At 61.3% G+C, this 16,256-nt stretch carries 11 protein-coding genes; 7 read left to right on the top strand and 4 right to left on the bottom strand.

Annotation, left to right across the window (positions count from 1 at the left end; all coding sequences use genetic code 11):
• Positions 1-26 precede the first annotated feature (26 nt).
• Genes N3C12_10565 through N3C12_10575 form a run of 3 tightly spaced genes read right to left on the bottom strand, consistent with a single transcriptional unit; the run spans position 27 to position 6,235 of the window.
• The gene (locus tag N3C12_10565; protein MCX8072879.1) at positions 27-3,446 is read right to left on the bottom strand and encodes a CusA/CzcA family heavy metal efflux RND transporter; all 3,420 of its coding nucleotides are present in this window, start codon (positions 3,444-3,446) and stop codon (positions 27-29) included.
• On the bottom strand, positions 3,427-4,881 hold the full coding sequence (locus tag N3C12_10570) for an efflux RND transporter periplasmic adaptor subunit (GenBank protein MCX8072880.1): 1,455 nt from the start codon (positions 4,879-4,881) through the stop codon (positions 3,427-3,429). Before N3C12_10570 ends, N3C12_10565 begins: the two co-directional genes overlap by 20 nt.
• Complete coding sequence (locus tag N3C12_10575) at positions 4,868-6,235, bottom strand: TolC family protein (GenBank protein ID MCX8072881.1); 1,368 nt, start codon at positions 6,233-6,235, stop codon at positions 4,868-4,870. Before N3C12_10575 ends, N3C12_10570 begins: the two co-directional genes overlap by 14 nt.
• A 781-nt stretch (positions 6,236-7,016) precedes the next feature.
• On the opposite strand from N3C12_10575, the gene N3C12_10580 reads away from it, so the two are divergent.
• The 7 genes from N3C12_10580 to N3C12_10610 all read left to right on the top strand — a co-directional run bounded on the left by N3C12_10580 (position 7,017) and on the right by N3C12_10610 (position 15,115).
• Positions 7,017-8,144: an MlaE family lipid ABC transporter permease subunit gene (locus N3C12_10580; protein MCX8072882.1), complete on the top strand. Its 1,128-nt coding sequence runs from the start codon at positions 7,017-7,019 to the stop codon at positions 8,142-8,144.
• A 7-nt stretch (positions 8,145-8,151) separates the two neighbouring features.
• A complete protein-coding gene (locus tag N3C12_10585; protein MCX8072883.1) occupies positions 8,152-8,934 on the top strand; it encodes an ATP-binding cassette domain-containing protein in 783 nt (260 codons plus the stop codon).
• Positions 8,924-9,856, top strand: coding sequence for an MlaD family protein (locus N3C12_10590; GenBank protein ID MCX8072884.1), 933 nt, complete (start codon positions 8,924-8,926; stop codon positions 9,854-9,856). Before N3C12_10585 ends, N3C12_10590 begins: the two co-directional genes overlap by 11 nt.
• The gene (locus tag N3C12_10595) at positions 9,853-10,557 is read left to right on the top strand and encodes a PqiC family protein (protein MCX8072885.1); all 705 of its coding nucleotides are present in this window, start codon (positions 9,853-9,855) and stop codon (positions 10,555-10,557) included. Before N3C12_10590 ends, N3C12_10595 begins: the two co-directional genes overlap by 4 nt.
• On the top strand, positions 10,530-11,903 hold the full coding sequence (locus N3C12_10600; protein MCX8072886.1) for an insulinase family protein: 1,374 nt from the start codon (positions 10,530-10,532) through the stop codon (positions 11,901-11,903). The genes N3C12_10595 and N3C12_10600 overlap by 28 nt, the downstream gene beginning before the upstream one ends.
• Positions 11,904-11,918: 15 nt before the next feature.
• The gene (locus N3C12_10605; GenBank protein MCX8072887.1) at positions 11,919-13,304 is read left to right on the top strand and encodes an insulinase family protein; all 1,386 of its coding nucleotides are present in this window, start codon (positions 11,919-11,921) and stop codon (positions 13,302-13,304) included.
• Positions 13,305-13,435: 131 nt separating this feature from the next.
• Positions 13,436-15,115, top strand: a complete 1,680-nt coding sequence (locus N3C12_10610; protein ID MCX8072888.1) for a tetratricopeptide repeat protein — start codon at positions 13,436-13,438, stop codon at positions 15,113-15,115.
• 82 nt (positions 15,116-15,197) lie between these two features.
• Here N3C12_10610 and N3C12_10615 read toward each other — a convergent pair whose 3' ends face one another.
• The gene (locus N3C12_10615) at positions 15,198-16,232 is read right to left on the bottom strand and encodes an OmpA family protein (GenBank protein ID MCX8072889.1); all 1,035 of its coding nucleotides are present in this window, start codon (positions 16,230-16,232) and stop codon (positions 15,198-15,200) included.
• Between the last annotated feature and the right edge of the window lie 24 nt (positions 16,233-16,256).

Genomic DNA, 16,256 nt, shown 5'->3' on the forward strand with positions numbered 1-16,256 from the left:
AACTACTCCTCGGCGTCTCTCGACGTTCACGCGGGCGCCAAGCCTCGACGCCTTACGAGGTAAAACACCACCGGATACACCAGCAGCTCCATGACGAAACTGACTCCGATTCCCCCGACTAGAGGCGCCACCAAACGCCGAGTGACTTCCGCCCCGGTTCCGGTTACCCACAACAAGGGCAGGAGGGCCAATAAATCCGTCGCCACCGTCATGAATTTGGGGCGGATGCGCTGCACGGCTCCGGCGTGAATCGCTTGCAGAAGATCCGCGCGCGTCTGCAGTTTACCCGCGGCCATTTGCGCTTTGTAGCTGTTCTCAAGGTAAAGGAGCATCACTTGGCCCGTTTCCGCATCCAGTCCCAACAGCGCGATGATTCCCACCCACACCGCAAGGCTCAAGTTGTAGCCAAGGAGCCACAATAGCCAGAACGCACCGACGAGGCTGAGCGGTACTGCGAGCAGAACGACCGCGACACGGAACCAACTCCCGTTGGCGATGTAAAGGAGCACCACTACCACCAGCAGCGTCAGCGGCACAACCAACATCAAGCGCTCGTTGGCCTTCTGTAAATACTCGAAGCGGCCCGACCACACGCGGTTATATCCCTGCGGCAGCGGAACTTCATCGGCAACGATCCGTTTGGCCTCCCGCACATATCCACCGAGGTCGCGCCCGGCCATGTCCACATAAACCCACGCGGTGCGCTGGCCATTTTCGCTACGAATCATTGAGGGGCCAGGACGAACGGAGATGTCCACGAGCTGCCCCAGCGGAATGGCTTGCCCCGATGGAGTCCTAACCAAAATCTGCCGCAGCAACTCTGGATCATCGCGCAATTCCCGGGCGTAGCGAACAACGATCGGGTAGCGTTCGAGCCCGCTCACGATTGTGCTGACCTCCCGGCCGCCAATCGCGGTCTGAATCACATCCTGTACATCGGCCACGGTCAGGCCGTAACGCGCCGCCTCCTCGCGTCGCACCTCGAGATCGAGGTAGTAGCCCCCCACGGTACGCTCCGGATAGGCACTCAACGTTCCCGCCACACGCTCCTGCAGAACCACCGCAGTGCGCTCGGCGAGCTCATTGAGAACGGCCAGATCGGCACCGAGAATCTTCACCCCCACGGGGGTTTTGATCCCGGTGGTCAGCATGTTGATCCGGTTCTCGATCGGATAGGGCCAGGCGTTGGCGACGCCGGGAAAGTGCACGACTTCGTTCAACCCGGGGTGACGCGTACCGTCGGGATCGGTCCAGCCAAGCTTGAGTTCCTCTGTCGTGATCCGCCGTTGTTCCGGCCAAAACGTCGCGGTGAGTGGCCACTTGAGCCAAGCCGGCCAGTCGCTGAAGAAGTAGCGAACGGGCCGGGTCCGCCACTGCGCCGGGTCGGTGTGTAACTGCACCACGGTTTCGATCATCGAGAGAGGCGCCGGGTCGGTAGCAGTCTCCGCGCGGCCGATTTTTCCGTGCACCGTGCGCACCTCCGGGAAGAGGCGCAGCAGCTTGTCACTTTGCTGCAACAGTTCTCGGCTCTTCGTGACACTGATGCTCGGCTCGGTGGTCGGCATGTATAAAAGATCCCCCTCGTCCAGGGCTGGCATGAACTCTTCCCCGAGTTGGCTCAACGGGTACAACGTGGAGAGGCCAATCAAAATAACCAGAGCAACCGTCAGCCACGGCCAACGCAAAGCCGCCCAGAACGTCGGTTCGTACAGCCGAATTAACCAGCGGTTCAATGGATTTCGCTCCTCCGGGAGGATCCGCCCGCGGATGAGCCAGACCATCAGCACCGGCACCAGGGTGATCCCGAGTAACGCCCCTGCTGCCATGGCAAAGGTCTTCGTGTAGGCGAGCGGTTTGAAGAGCCGTCCCGACTGCTCGCCCAGTGTGAAAATGGGCAGGAAGGACAACGTAATAATCAGCAGCGAAAAGAAGAGGCTCGGCCCCACCTCTTTGGCCGCTTCGAGCACGATGTCCACACGGCCGCGCGGCTCACCTCCACCCGCCACACGCGCAGTCTCGAGACTCAAATGCCGATGAGCATTGTCCACCATGACGATGGCCGAATCGACCATCACCCCGATGGCGAGCGCCAATCCCCCTAGGCTCATGATGTTGGCGTTCATGCCGAGCATTTGCATCACGGCCAGCGAAGCTAAAAGCCCCAAGGGCAGCACGAGCACGACCACCAAGGCGCTCCTCACATGCAGCAAGAACAGCGCGCACACCACCACGACAACTGCCAATTCCTCCAACAGTGCCTCGCGCAGTGTGTCGACGGCGCGCTCGATGAGCGCCGAGCGGTCATACGTGATGATCGGGAAGACACCTGGCGGGAGACCTTCCTCTAACTCGGCTAAACGCCGCTTGACGTCGCGAATCACCTTGTAAGCGTTCTCACCGAAACGGGCCACCACGATGCCGCCTACGACCTCGCCGCGCCCGTTGTACTCGCCGACTCCGCGGCGCATCTCGCCCGTGGTCTCGACGCGCGCCACTTGCCGCAAGAGAATTGGGGCGCCGTTTGGTGCGGTGCCCACTGCGCTGTTTTCAAGGTCGGCAAGTTCACCCAGCCGCACGTAGCCGCGGCTGCGCACCATGTATTCGTGCTCGGCACGTTCCACCACCGCCCCGCCGACATCGTTATTCGAGCGCTCGACGGTGCGCACGATGTCGTCGACCGAAACACCATAGGCATGAAGCACGTGGGGGTCGACAGTCACTTGCACCTGTCGGACAAAACCGCCGAGCGAAGCCACCTCGGCCACTCCCTCCACTGCGGCAAGCGGATAGCGGAGGAACCAGTCCTGAAGGCTTCGGAGATCGGCGAGATCCTGGTCAGCACCGATGAGGGGACTGCCATCCACTGGGCAGACCCCCGGCTCTTCGAAGCCCCGCACACGTTCGAGGTGCGAGCGACGGCCCGGCGGCGCATCCTCCAGTTTGGCGTACCAACGGTCTTCCAGCGCGTCGCGCCAGATGCCGCGCGGATGCTCTTTACAGTACCAGCCGGGAAACAACACGTATTGCAGGACCCAGCCCACGCCGGTGGCATCCGGGCCGAGCTTCGGTTCCACGCCGCGGGGTAGCCGGTCGCGCGCGTAGTTTAGGTACTCCAACACCCGACTGCGCGCCCAGTAAAGGTCGGTGCCATCCTCGAACAACACGTAAACGAAGGAAAGGCCGAACATGCTGATCCCGCGCACATCGGTCGACCCCGGCACGGACAGCATGGCTGTGGCGAGGGGATAGGTCACTTGATCATCCACGACAGTCGGGTTCTGGCCAGGGTATTCCGTGACCACGATGACCTGTACGTCGGAAAGGTCCGGAATCGCATCGAGCCGCAGAACACGAGCGCTCCAAACCCCAAGCGCCGCCACAGCCACGCCGAGAAGCGCAACGAGCGAGCGGTTACGCACACTCCATTCAATGACTGTGGCGACCATGACTCCCTGCCTCCTGCGCGGGACGAACAAATTTGCGCGCCGCCTCTCGCAAGCGGCTTTCTGCGTCGAGCAAAAACTGCCCGCTGACGACAACCCGCTCCCCAGGTGCTAGGCCGCTAACTATGCTAACGAGGCCATCCGCTCCAGCCGGACCGGTCTCGACCGTACGCGGTTCGAAGTGGCCCGGATCCGTCACGACAAAAACCACTTTGCGCTCTCCCGTGTCGATCACGGCCTCGCGCGGAACAAGCACCGCTTCAGGTAGGATTTCTCCCGAAATCACCACCGTTGCAGCCATGCCCTGGCGGAGTAGCCCCTCGTCATTCGGGAGCTCACTCCGGACAACGATGGTTCGGGCCGGGCCCTCGACGTGCGGGTGGATGAAAGTGACGGTCCCATGAAATACCCGGCCTGGGAGCGCAAGGATGCGCGCTTCAATGCTCTGTCCTAAGCGCACGGCACACAGATCCTGCTCGTACACCTCGGCATCCAGCCACATGCGCGAGCGGTCGTTTAGCCGCAGCAGCGGCTGGCCCGCTTCCACGCGCACGCCCTCGTTCACAAGCTTTTCCACCACGTGAGCGCTGTACGGAGCACGGAACGTCACTGTTGGCGGAGGTTCCCGCAGCTGGCTCAGCGCATCGATCTGTGCCGCCTCCAACCCGAGTAGATCTAACTTCCGCCGCGAGGCGGCACGCACACTCGGCGTTGCCCCAGGAGCAGAAACGGCAGCGATCCACTCGGCAACTGCGGTCTGCAGCTCTGGGCTGTAAAGTTCAAGGAGCGGCGCTCCTTTGGCCATGTGGGCACCAGTGTAATTGGCGTACAAGCGAACAATCCAGCCACTCACCCGCAAGCTGAATTCACGCACCGTCGACTCCGGCTCGCGCACCTGCGCGTAGGCGCGCACGCTGGTGCGCAACGGTCCTCGGCGCACCTCTTCGACCCGCAGCCCCATGTTTTGTTCGAGCCGGGGATCGATGACGATTACCTGCCCCGCCACCACTTCGTCTTCGTAGACCGGGATCAGATCCATTCCCATGGGACTTTTTCCCGGCCGGTCGGAAATGTACGGGGGACTCATCATCGGATCCCACCAGTATTTGATCTTGCGCTCCCCCGCCTCTCGCTTGGCCACCTCCTTGCGCGACCCAAGCGGTGTCAGTTGCATGCCGCAAATTGGACAGTTGCCCGGTTGGTCGCGGACAACCTGGGGGTGCATCGAGCACGTCCACAACGTCTGTGGCGAACCTGCTTGGGGCGTTCTCGACGCGCTTCGCACGGACTCTGCCGCAGGCGTGACGGTGGCAATGTGGACTTCTTCACCGCCTGCTGTGATGTTGCCGCTCGCCGCGAACAGGGCCACAGACGAAACCCATCCAACAACGACAACGTCCCATCTCTTGGAACACTGCCATCGTTTAGCGCGCCACATCGCTAGCCTCCGCTTCCGTCAGCCGAAGCCACTCCGGGTCCTGGCCCAGCAGGTTTTGCAACCGCACCGCCTGCTGCTCTCGCAAGGCGAGCAGTTCTACGAGAACGGTCTCTCCCTCCAGCCGCGCCACCTCCGCGTCGACCCAGGCACCTAGGGGTTCGCGTCCAGCCTCGTACCCGCGGCGCAACGTGTCGCAGCGTAAGCGCCACTGTGGGAGCAGCACCTCGGACCACAACCGGCGTTGCCTTTCGGCGTTTTGAAACACCACTAGGGCAGCGGCCACTTCGCTTTCCCGGTTGCGCTCGCCTTGCTGAAGCTGGGCGCGACTGGCAGCAACGAGTGCTTCTGCAGCCGCCACCTGGGCCTGCAGTTTCCGCCAAGTCAAAGGCAGTACGAAACCGGCACCGACGGCTCGACTTACGTCCCCTGTGATTGCAATCATCGGGTTGATATCGGGGAAGAATTGCAGCCGGGCAAAAGCGAGAGCGTGTTCCCGACGGGCGACTTCCGCACGCAATCCGGCCAACTCGGGATTCGGCAGATTCAGGGCTTGGGTAAAATTGCGCACAGCCGCGGGCGGCTCGGCGGCAAACGTATTCGGCGCTGGAGGACCGAGTATGGCATCCGCTGGCCGCCCGAGGAGAGCGTTCAACCGGCGGCGGGATTCCTCAACTTCAGCGCTGAGGTTCTCGGCCTCGTTTTCTGCCTCGATCCGGGCAGTCCGCGTTGCGAGCCAATCGGCCTGGCTCTCGAGGCCAGCGGCAAACAACGCCGCAGCGCTTTCCTCCGCGCGGGCGAGCCACTGAGCTTTCTCACGGGCAAGGCGAGCACGCTCACGCGCCGAAACCCATGCAAAGAAGCGCTCTGCGACCTGCTCCCGCAAAGCCAGTCGCCGTGCGTGGAATTCCGCCTCCGCGCGACGGGCCTCCGCAAGTGCCACGCGGCCGGCTTCCGCGACCTTGAATGGCAAGGCCAAATTCGTCATCGGGTCGTTGCCGAGACTCCAAGTCACATCGTTCCAATCCGGGTCCCCATTGGCCCACATAGCCTGAAGTGCCAGATGAAGGTTGGTGTTCGGGTAACCCGACTGATCCCGTACGCGCTCAACCGCTGCCACCCAGTCGAGCAAAGCAGCCCTGATTTCCCCATTCGCCCGCCACGCGTACTCAGTCAGTGTCTCCAAGTCGGTTTTGGCGTCGAGCGACGGCAGCGGTCGCTCAGGTAGATACTCTCGATCGCGTGCCGCGGCCTGCTCACTGCGCTGCCGCTGCTGTTCAAAGCCGGCAGGCAGTAACAGGCAGCCAGGGCAAGCCAACAGCAAAAGCAATGTGGACGCAACAGTTCGATACTCCATGACGCACTCCTCCCACAACGAAGGTCCTCACAAATTGCCACGAGGCGGAGGGAGCCACGCCAGACACACTACGAGTGTGCGGCGGGCGGGAGTGCGTCAAAGCAACAGCCGTACGCGTTGAGAGACAGGCGTGAAGTGCACTCTGCCAAAGCCAGCAGAGCTTATGCTGTTCGTCTCGAGGCTCGGCCCGTGCGGCACCAAAGGAGCAGACGTGGAGGTTAACCTCAGCTGAGGTCGCTCTGAAACAGACGAGCTGGAACCCGGTTCGGAACGCTCTTGTCCACAGCAGCAGGCGGCCTTCCACTGCGCTTCGCCGCAGCAGCGATGCGCCCTGATCGAAGACCGGGACATGCGCTCGCAACTGGCCTGCGCGCAGCTGTGCTGCAGTTGCAGGTTCGATACTGCCAGAATCACCAAGCAGGCTGTGGCAAGCGCCCGAGACACGCCGGCAACCTTAAGGGGAAAAGCGTCCGCGCGTCAAGCGAAACTTTACCTGAACGGTCGAGCCGACATTGGTGCCCTCTCGCGGCCCTTTCCCCGCCCAGCCTGTCAGCCGTGAGTAGGCACGCCGTAATCCGCTTCGGATTCGTACTGCCCCGCGTTCTCACACCGCCGACCCCTGAAGCCACTCTCTTGCCGCTTCTCCCAAGGCCGCGCCTGAGCGGTGCTCCAGCCTACGGGATGCGCTTTGGTTGGGCGAGCGACGCTAACGAGCGTTAAAAAAACGGGCTCGCTGCGCCTTGCGAACCCACCGTGGATTCGCTTGCAGCATCTCGCGGCAATGCAAGTCGAGACGGTGAGCGCGGCGCCAGTGAGCATCGAGAAACGCGACGGCGTCATACGCATGAGGATTGCGCAGCGCATGGACATGGCGTGCGCACCTTCGCTACTGGCGGCGGCGCGCAACGCGGTGGAGAGGTTCAACGGACTCGTGGAGCTCGACCTGTCACAGGTGCCCTATTTCGACAGTGCGGGCGGCGCCGTGGTGCTGGCGCTCCGCCACGAGCTTCGCGCGCGCGGCGGCGATCTCAAAATCGTCGCGTCCACGCCGGCCATCAACGGTTTACTGGGCCTGATCGATGAAGGTGCAATCTTTGCGGAACCACCACGAGAGCCACCGAAGAGTTTCGCCGTGAAGGTTGGGGAAGGGGCTCTCAAGGTGCTTGCCGATGCCTACGAGCTGATCAGCTTCACTGGCGAGCTTGTGCTCGGTTTATCGGAGGCCGTGCGCCATCCGAGAAAAGTCCGCTGGCGGGAAACCTGGCTTTACATGGAGCGAACGGGCGTGGACGGCGTGCCCATCGTTGTTCTCATTAGCTTCCTCATGGGGCTCATCACCGCGTTCCAAGCGGCGATCCAACTGACCCAGTTCGGTGCCGACATTTTCGTCGCCAACTTGGTGGGGCTTTCAATTACCCGGGAGCTAGGACCACTCATGACGGCCATCATCGCCGCTGGGCGTTCTGGCGCCGCCTTCGCCGCGGAGATCGGTACCATGAAGGTTTCCGACGAAGTCGATGCATTGACTACCATGGGCCTAGATCGCACTCGTTTTTTGGTCACTCCCAAGGTTGTGGCGTTGGTCCTGATGTTACCTTGTTTGACAATTGTGGCCGATCTCGTGGGAATTCTAGGTGGGTTGGTGGTCGCGGTGGGGGGGATGGATCTTCCGGCACAGGTGTATTTTCGGCAACTGCGCACCGCTGTCACTGCGTGGGACGTCATCTCCGGGCTAATCAAAACTGTGGCTTTTGCCGTACTCATTGCGGGGATCGGTTGCCTTCGTGGATTTCAAGCCAGCACGGGTGCGGAGAGTGTGGGACGCATCACGACCTCTGCAATCGTGGCGGCGATTTTCCTGATCATTTTCGCTGACGCGGTGTTCACCGTGATTTTCCACTACTGGTGAGGCCGGCATGGCAACGGACGTCGTCATCGCGGTGCAAAACCTCACCGCTTCGTACGGAGAGCGGGTAATTCTGGAGAATGTTTCCTTTGAGGTTCGGCGTGGGGAGCGGTTCGTCATCGTCGGCGGCTCGGGCTGCGGAAAAACCACCCTGCTTCGCCATCTCATTGGTTTGCAAAAGCCGGCGGCAGGATCGATTTGGATTGATGGGGAAGAGGTGGGGCGCGCCGATGAGGAGCAGTTACGGCGAATTCAACGGAAGTTTGGCGTTTTGTTTCAATCTGGTGCGCTCTTCGGGTCGCTCACCTTAGGGGAAAACGTGAGCCTGCCACTCGAGGAGTTTACGGCTTTACCACCGGAACTCATTCGACTGGTTGTGCGGTTGAAACTCAGCATGGTGCGGCTTGATGGCTTCGAAGACTTCCGCATTGCGGAATTGTCCGGCGGAATGAAGAAGCGGGCCGGGTTAGCTCGCGCCATGGCGCTGGACCCCGCCATTCTTTTTTTCGACGAGCCTTCTGCCGGCCTCGATCCGGTCACATCCGCCGACCTCGACGAGCTCATTTTGCAAATCAACCGTAGCCTCGGCACAACCATCGTTGCGGTTACGCACGAGTTGTCGAGCATTTTCACCATCGCTCAGCGTTGCATTATGCTCGATCGCAGTGCCAAGGGTATCATTGCCGAGGGCGACCCACGCGAGCTCCGCGATCGTTGCCCGGACCCTCGGGTGCGTGCTTTCTTCAATCGCCAGCCCGAAACAACAACAAGGAGGGCGGCCGTTGGCTACTGAGACGCACAAGTTTCAAGTCGGTGTGTTTGTAATTGCGACGTCGATCATCGGCGTAGCAGGCATCATTTGGCTCGGAGCCAGTCGGTACTTCGAGAAGACCGAGAGTTTCGTGACATATTTCAACGAGTCCGTACAGGGGCTCGATGTCGGGGCGGCGGTCAAGTTCCGGGGAGTCACGGCCGGAAGGGTGTCGGCCATCGGCATTGCGCCGGACAATGAACTGATCGAGGTGCGCATGGAAATCGATCCCGCCGTCGCGCAAGCGATCCGCAAAGATCCCACCGCGCGGGCCACGTTAGAGCTGAGCGGCATTACGGGTCTCCGCTACGTGGAGATTGACCGGCGTCAAGGGGAGGCCTTGAACCAATCCCCAGTCCTTAGCTTCGCTCCACCTGCGGAAGTGATCCCGTCGGCCCGCTCGAGCTTTAAGGCCATACAGGCAGCGCTGAGCGATGTTTACGACCGATTCATGCAGGTCGATTACAAGGGAATTTCCGACGATGCTCGGCGCGCGCTCCAAGCAGCGTCTGCGCTTCTCCAAGACGAACGCATCGATGCAGTCCTCACCAACTTAAAGACAGCCACCCAGTCGGCGCAGCAAGTCGCCAAAAATTTAGAAACGATGACGGCCGGGGTGCGACTGGCACCGGCGGTGAACAACGCCACGGCCGCGACTGCCGAGGCAAAGCAACTGTTCACCGACCTGACCAAGGGCAAGACGGGACAGGAGCTCGTGCGCGCGATCGTGCAGCTCAACGCGTTAGTGCAAAGCACACAGCAGGCGGTGCTCACCATGCAGTATACCTTAGAGCGCCTCGACCGCACGGCGACCAACCTGCAAGGCTTAACCGACCAACTCCGGGTGCAGCCTTCACGCCTGCTGTTCAGCGCCCCGCCAACGGACACCGAGGAGGAACGATGAGCGCCACGCGTCTGGCGGGCTTGGCGTGGGCAATCTTGGGGACCGCTGGTTGCCTTTCGCTCGTCCCTGTTGCGCCGGCACCGCGGGACTATCGCCCGGACTACCCGCCGCCACAAATGCAACATGAGCGCCTTCCCGTGGTTTTGCGTTTGGCTCCGGTGCGCGTCGCGGCCATTTACGATCGTGAGCCGTTTGCCTACCGCCGCGGCCCCTATCGCATCGGCTATTACTACTACCACCGCTGGGCAACGGCCCCGGGGCAGTTGCTCACGGATTTTTTTGTTCGCGACTTTACCGTGAGCGGCCTCTATCGCGCCGTGCAGCAGGGGCCCTCGGTTCTGGTTGCCGACTACCAACTCGACCTTCGGGTCGATCGCTTCGAGGAAGAAATCGATTCGTCTGGTTGCCGCGCCTCCCTGGTGCTTCACGCCAGCTTGCAAAGCTTACGCAGCGGGGTTTCGGATCCCGTGCGCTTCCAGCGAGTGTACGAGGAAAGCGAGCCCGTCGCCTGCAATTCGCCCGACGCGTTCGTGGCCGGGGTGAGTCGGATCCTCGCGCGCTTATCGCGTCAACTTCAGGACGATGTGTACCGGGCAGTGGCGGACACCGAGGCACAGCTTCCAAAGCCGATGTCGTTGTCATGGCCGGTAGGCGCTGCTAACGCGGCCGTTCCATGCTTTCGTGGTTCATCCTTGGCGTAGTGTTGCTGGCTTCACCACTCGCCGCCTTGGCGCGCGACCTCTCGTACAGCAGTCGCGTACAAGAGTACACGTTAGCCAATGGGCTCAAAGTGCTGCTCCTCGAAGACCACAAGGCTCCGGTGACGGTGTTCCAAGTGTGGTATCGCGTCGGCTCGCGGAATGAGGAACTCGGCAAGACCGGGCTCTCGCACTTGCTCGAACACTTGATGTTCAAAGGCACCGAGAAGCGCGGACCGGAGGAGTACTCGCGTATTATCCAGCGGAACGGCGGCAACGAGAATGCATTTACGGACACCGACAACACCACCTACTTCGCCACCATCGCGTCAGATCGGCTAGATGTGGTTCTCGATTTGGAAGCGGATCGGATGGAAAACCTCAAGTTCGACGAGGAGCATTTCGTGCCCGAGCATCAAGTGGTTGTGGAGGAAAGACGGCTCCGGACCGAGGACAACCCTGCTTCCGCTCTCTTTGAGCTCCTTTCGGCCACCGCCTTTACCGCGCACCCCTATCAGTGGCCGATCATTGGGTGGATGAACGACTTGCGACAGGCAACTCGCGAGGACGCGCTGGCGTACTACCGATCTTATTACGCCCCCAACAACGCGTTCGTGGTGGCAGTGGGCGATTTTTCAGCCGAACAACTGCGCGCGGATATTGAACGCTGGTTTGGTCCTGTTCCAGCGAAACCAGCACCGCCACCCGTTCGCGCTCAGGAGCCAGCGCAACAAGGTGAACGACGGGCAACTTTGCGCCGTCCGGCGGAACTTCCCATGGTGGCGTTGGCGTTTCACGTGCCCAATCTTCGGCACAGCGATGCATTTGCCCTCGAGGTTCTCGCAAGCCTGCTCGGAGACGGAAAAAGTTCGCGCCTCTACCACCGCTTGGTCTACCAACGACAGCTCGCTCGCAGTGTGGGCACGCATTACGACTTTCTGACCATCGATCCCGGCTTATTTTACGTGTACGGCCAACCCATGCCGGGCAAAAGCGTGCAGGAACTCGAACGTGCACTGCTAGCCGAGATCGAATCGGTCCAACGGGGCCCCGTGCCTACCACGGAGCTTGAGAAAGTGAAGAACGCGCTCGAAGCTGCGTTCTTACTCGCACAAGACTCGCTCTTTTACCAAGCCCTTGTTCTCGGGCAATACGAGATTGCCGAGCGCTGGCAACGGGTGGACGACTATGTTCCGGGCATTCGCGCGGTGAGCGCTGAGGACGTGCAACGCGTCGCCCGACAATACCTAGTGCCCGACAACCGAACGGTCGCCACGCTAGACCCGTTACCCATAGCGGCGGGGAAACGACCACCGCGAAACGAGCCGTTTGGCCGGCAGCTCCACTAGGCGAGGACCGCAACCGTGAGCACCTCGATACTCCCGCGAACCCTGCGCAATGCTCGACTCACGCCGCTGCTTCCGGCCGCGGTGCTTGGCGCGCTGATCCCGGCTCTGGCCTTCGCTGCTCAGCTTTCGTTCAGCCGGCACCAGCTTTCCAACGGAGCTGTGCTGCTCGTTTCCGAACAGCACAGCGTCCCCATGGTCGTGGTGCAGATGTTCGTCGAAGCTGGATCCCGGCGCGACCCAGCGGGCAAAGAGGGGCTGGCTTCGCTAACTGCGGATTTGCTCACTGAGGGCACCAAGAAGCGCTCTGCCGTTCAGCTCAGCGAGGAAACCGATGCCCTCGGTGCTCGCCTCTCCACGAGCGCCGACGTTGACTTTGCGCAGTTGTCGCTAACTGTGCTGAGCAAGTATCTCGATCGCGGGCTGGACATTCTCTTCGAGATTCTGCTGCAACCCTCGTTTCCGAGTGCTGAAGTAAATCGCCGCAAGCAAGCGGCCTTGGCGGCAATTGCGGCGGAACAAGACAATCCAGGCCAGTTGGCGTACCGGAACTTCCTGCGGTTAATCTTTGGACCTAGTCCCTACGGTCACCCACCCATTGGGGAGCGCGTCAGCGTGGAGCGGCTGACCCGCAGCGACGTTGTTGACTTTTACCGCCGCTACTATCGTCCGAATGGAACGGTAATCGCCGTCACAGGCGATGTGGAAACAGCCAAGATTGTGCAGCGCTTCGAGCAATCCCTTTCGAGCTGGCGCGCCCAGGAAGTTGCGGGCTTTCCGGAGCCAACGTTTTCTAACGCGAGCTCCAGGGTATTCACTCTCGATAAGCCTCTGACGCAAACCAACATCGTCATGGGTCACCGCGGCGTAGCACGCGACAACCCAGATTTTTACGCGATTACCGTGATGAATTTCATCCTCGGCGGCGGCGGTTTCACCTCCCGGTTGGTCGAAAGCGTGCGGGTAGAGGGAGGGCTTGCGTACTCGGTCGGGAGTCAGTTCACTGCGCACAAATCGGCGGGCACATTCCAAATCACCATGCAAACGAAGAATGCCTCCGCTGGAGACGCCATTCGTCGCGCGTGCGCTGAGCTCCGCCGGATCCAATCGGACCTTGTCAGTGAAGACGAGCTGGCGAACGCGCAACAATACCTCACGGGGAGCTTTCCCTTGCGCTTGGACAGCAATACGAAGATTGCTGCGTTCCTTGCGCAAGTGGAGTTCTACGGGCTTGGTCAAGACTATATCGAGCAATACATGCAACGCATCCGAGCTGTGACCCGCGAGGACGTACAGCGCGTGGCGCAGCGCTATCTCCACCCAGAGGACGTTCATCTGGTCGCGATTGGCAACCTCAGCGAAGCAAAACTTCCTCAAGCCGCGGTCTGTTCCGAGGGGCCGTGAGGTTAGATCGGTCGCCCGCAGCCGGCGCGAGCAAGCACGGAGCGAGACGTGTCAGGGGGCTAACAACGACAGGCGCCGGAACTGCTGCCACCCGCCGCTCTTCGTTGCTCCCTCCGGCCGTGGTCGCTCTCGTGGCTGGGATTCTTTATGCGCCAACGCTGGGTTACGAGCTCGTTTGGGATGATCCGATAAGCGTCCACCGTTGGCTTCCGGCACTCGACTCGGTGACCGCGGTGTTTTTTCCACCCGCGCATATCCCGCAGTTTCCTCCTGACTATTATCGTCCGCTCCAGCTCCTGTCGTACAAACTCGATCGTGCCATCGGCGGCGGCGGAGCATGGGCGTTCCACCTTTCTTCTGTGCTGTGGCACGTTGCTGCCACCACTCTGGTGTACATCGTTGGGCTGAGCCTCTGGCGTGGCGAGCCTTTTGCCGCACGCGCAAGTTTCGTCGCTGCACTGCTGTTCGCGGTTCACCCTATTCATACCGAGTCGGTAGCTTGGATGGCGGCACGGCCTGATCCGATGGTTGCCACCTTCATGCTGACCGCACTTTGTTTGGTTCTGTCGCCACGACCCCTGCCTTTTGTTGGCGCGGCTGCAGTTGCAGCTCTTGTGCTGGCTGCCCTGCTGAGCAAAGAAAACGCCGTTGCCGCTATCTGTTTACTACCACTCGCCGCGTGGTGGCGTGGGCGAGACAGCCGTCTACCCCAGCAGGGGCATCGCAAGGTGCTTCAAACTTCTACCGCGGTGCTGGCGGCGTCTCTTGCGTACGCCGTGCTGCGTGTTTTTGGCTTGGCGAATTACCGCCTCCTCACCCCGGAGGTTTCGCTTCCACCGCCAGTTCTGTTCCCTGCCGCACTCGGCTGGTACAGTTGGAAGGTCTTGTGCCCGTTTCCACAAAACGCGTTTGTGGCTGAGGTGCCGCAGCACGCGACCTACCCGGCGCTCGCCCTCGTGGGCCTTGCTGCCACGTTCGCTTTGATGCGGGCCGCCCTGCATTGGCGTCGCGAATACTGGCTGTTTTGCGCTGCCTGGTTTTGGCTCACGCTGCTACCCTCGCTGGCCCTTTTGCTCAGCAGTTCAAACGCACAGCTCGCCGAGCGATACCTGTACGTTCCCTCGGTTGCGTTCAGTTGGCTGGTGGGCGAGGGCATCGTGCGCTTGGCGCAAGGTCTCTCAGGGATCACCCGCACGGCATTCGTTGCCCTGGTCGTCGCGGTCTTTGCCAGTTTTGCGGTAACCACCGTTAGTCGCAGCAGGGTTTGGCAAAACGACGTCGCGCTGTGGCAGGACACCTCGGCCAAAAACCCTAAAGAGGGGTTCCCCCTGCGGAACCTGGCCGCCGCCCTTCTCGAACGGGGGCACCATGCTGAGGCAGAAAAGATGTTGTTGCAGGCGCTCGAACGGCGGAATTCTCCTGCGGGCCTTTATGGCATCTTCAGCAATCTCGGGACTGTGGCCTTCCTCCGTCACGATTACGGGGCCGCGGGGGAGTACTATCGCAAAGCCTACGCGCAGCAGCCAACTGCCGATGCAGCGTACAACCTGGGGGCTGCGATCTTGAAGAGTGCGGAGGCGTTGCCTGACGCAGCCAGGCGTGGTCAATTGCTCGAGGCCCAAAGCTGGTTTGGACGTGCGCTGGCGCTGAGCCCTTACGATCCGGAAGTGCACTTTGGCTACGGACAGGTTGCGGCTCTGCTCGGCGACCGCGAGTCGGCCCGACGTCACTTTCAGCGTGCTCTGGAACTTGGGATTCGGGATCCCCAAGCACAACACGCGAGAGGCTTTCTCGCCGAATCAACGCGCTGAGCAAATGCAAAGAGGGCGCTGCGTTTTCGCGCAGCGCCCTCTTGCTACTGCTTAGCAACTTTGAGCCCAGGAAGTGCTCCGACTACTCCACCAAGAGTTCGACTCTGCGGTTTTGTGCGCGTCCCTCGGCCGTCTCGTTGCTGGCCACCGGCTGGGCTTCACCCATGCCCTTTACCCGAAGGCGGGCCGGGGCAATGCCATGCTTTACCAAGTAGTCCCGCACCGCCTGAGCGCGCCGCTGCGACAGCCTGAGATTGTAAGCTTCCGATCCCACGCTGTCCGTATGCCCTACAATTAGCACATCGACATCAGGCTCGGCCTTGAGGGTGGCCACCGCCTCATCGAGAATCCGGGCTGCATCGGGTCGGATCGTCGCCTTGTCAAAGTCGAAATTTACACCACGCAACACGATCTTCTTTTTTGCGGGCGGCGGGGGCGGTGGCGGAGGAGCCGCCTGCGCTACGGGCGGGGGCGGCGGAGGAGGAGGCGGCGCTGCCGGTGCCTCAAATCGATACTTCATCGTGATGCCACCCACTGCCCAACGCGCGTCTGCAGGTCCCTGATCTTCCGGAGCCAATCCGACGAGGAATGTAGGACGAGGCGCTTGGTACGCACGGTTCCACCGGCCGAACACTCCAACGGCGACGTGGTCGCTGAGGTAGTAGTCCACACCGCCACCAGCCAAGAAGCCAGGTGAGGTTTGGGTCAAACGGCCGCTCAGGCCAGTAAATCCTCCTCCTTGTACGGTGGCATAAACTTCCACGTTCTCGCCCAGTGGGATTTGGGCCCGTGGACCAATCGTGTAGCCGAGCAAGCTCGTCCACTGGTTTTCCTTGCGAAAGCCGCGGCGCGGGAAGTTGTCCGGTTCTTGGCCAGCCACACTAAGGTTCCCTTGCAACCCTAGGTAATCGTTCCACATGTAACCCAGGAAGGCGCCCCCGCTAATTCCAGCTTCGGCGTGCGCACGATAGTTGCTGTTCGTAGGAACCGACGCCCCCAGCTCCAACCCGACAAAGGGGCCGCCCTCAGCCCGTGCGCTCGCGCCAAGACCGAGGATGGCTGCCACACCCAGACTGACGGGAACCCGTCGAGTCCAACGCCATTGTTTTTTCCTCATCGTAGTAATCCTCCTCTTTTACGA

The sequence above is a fragment of the Candidatus Binatia bacterium genome, from assembly GCA_026415395.1.
In the GTDB taxonomy this organism is placed as follows: domain Bacteria; phylum Desulfobacterota; class Binatia; order HRBIN30; family HRBIN30; genus HRBIN30.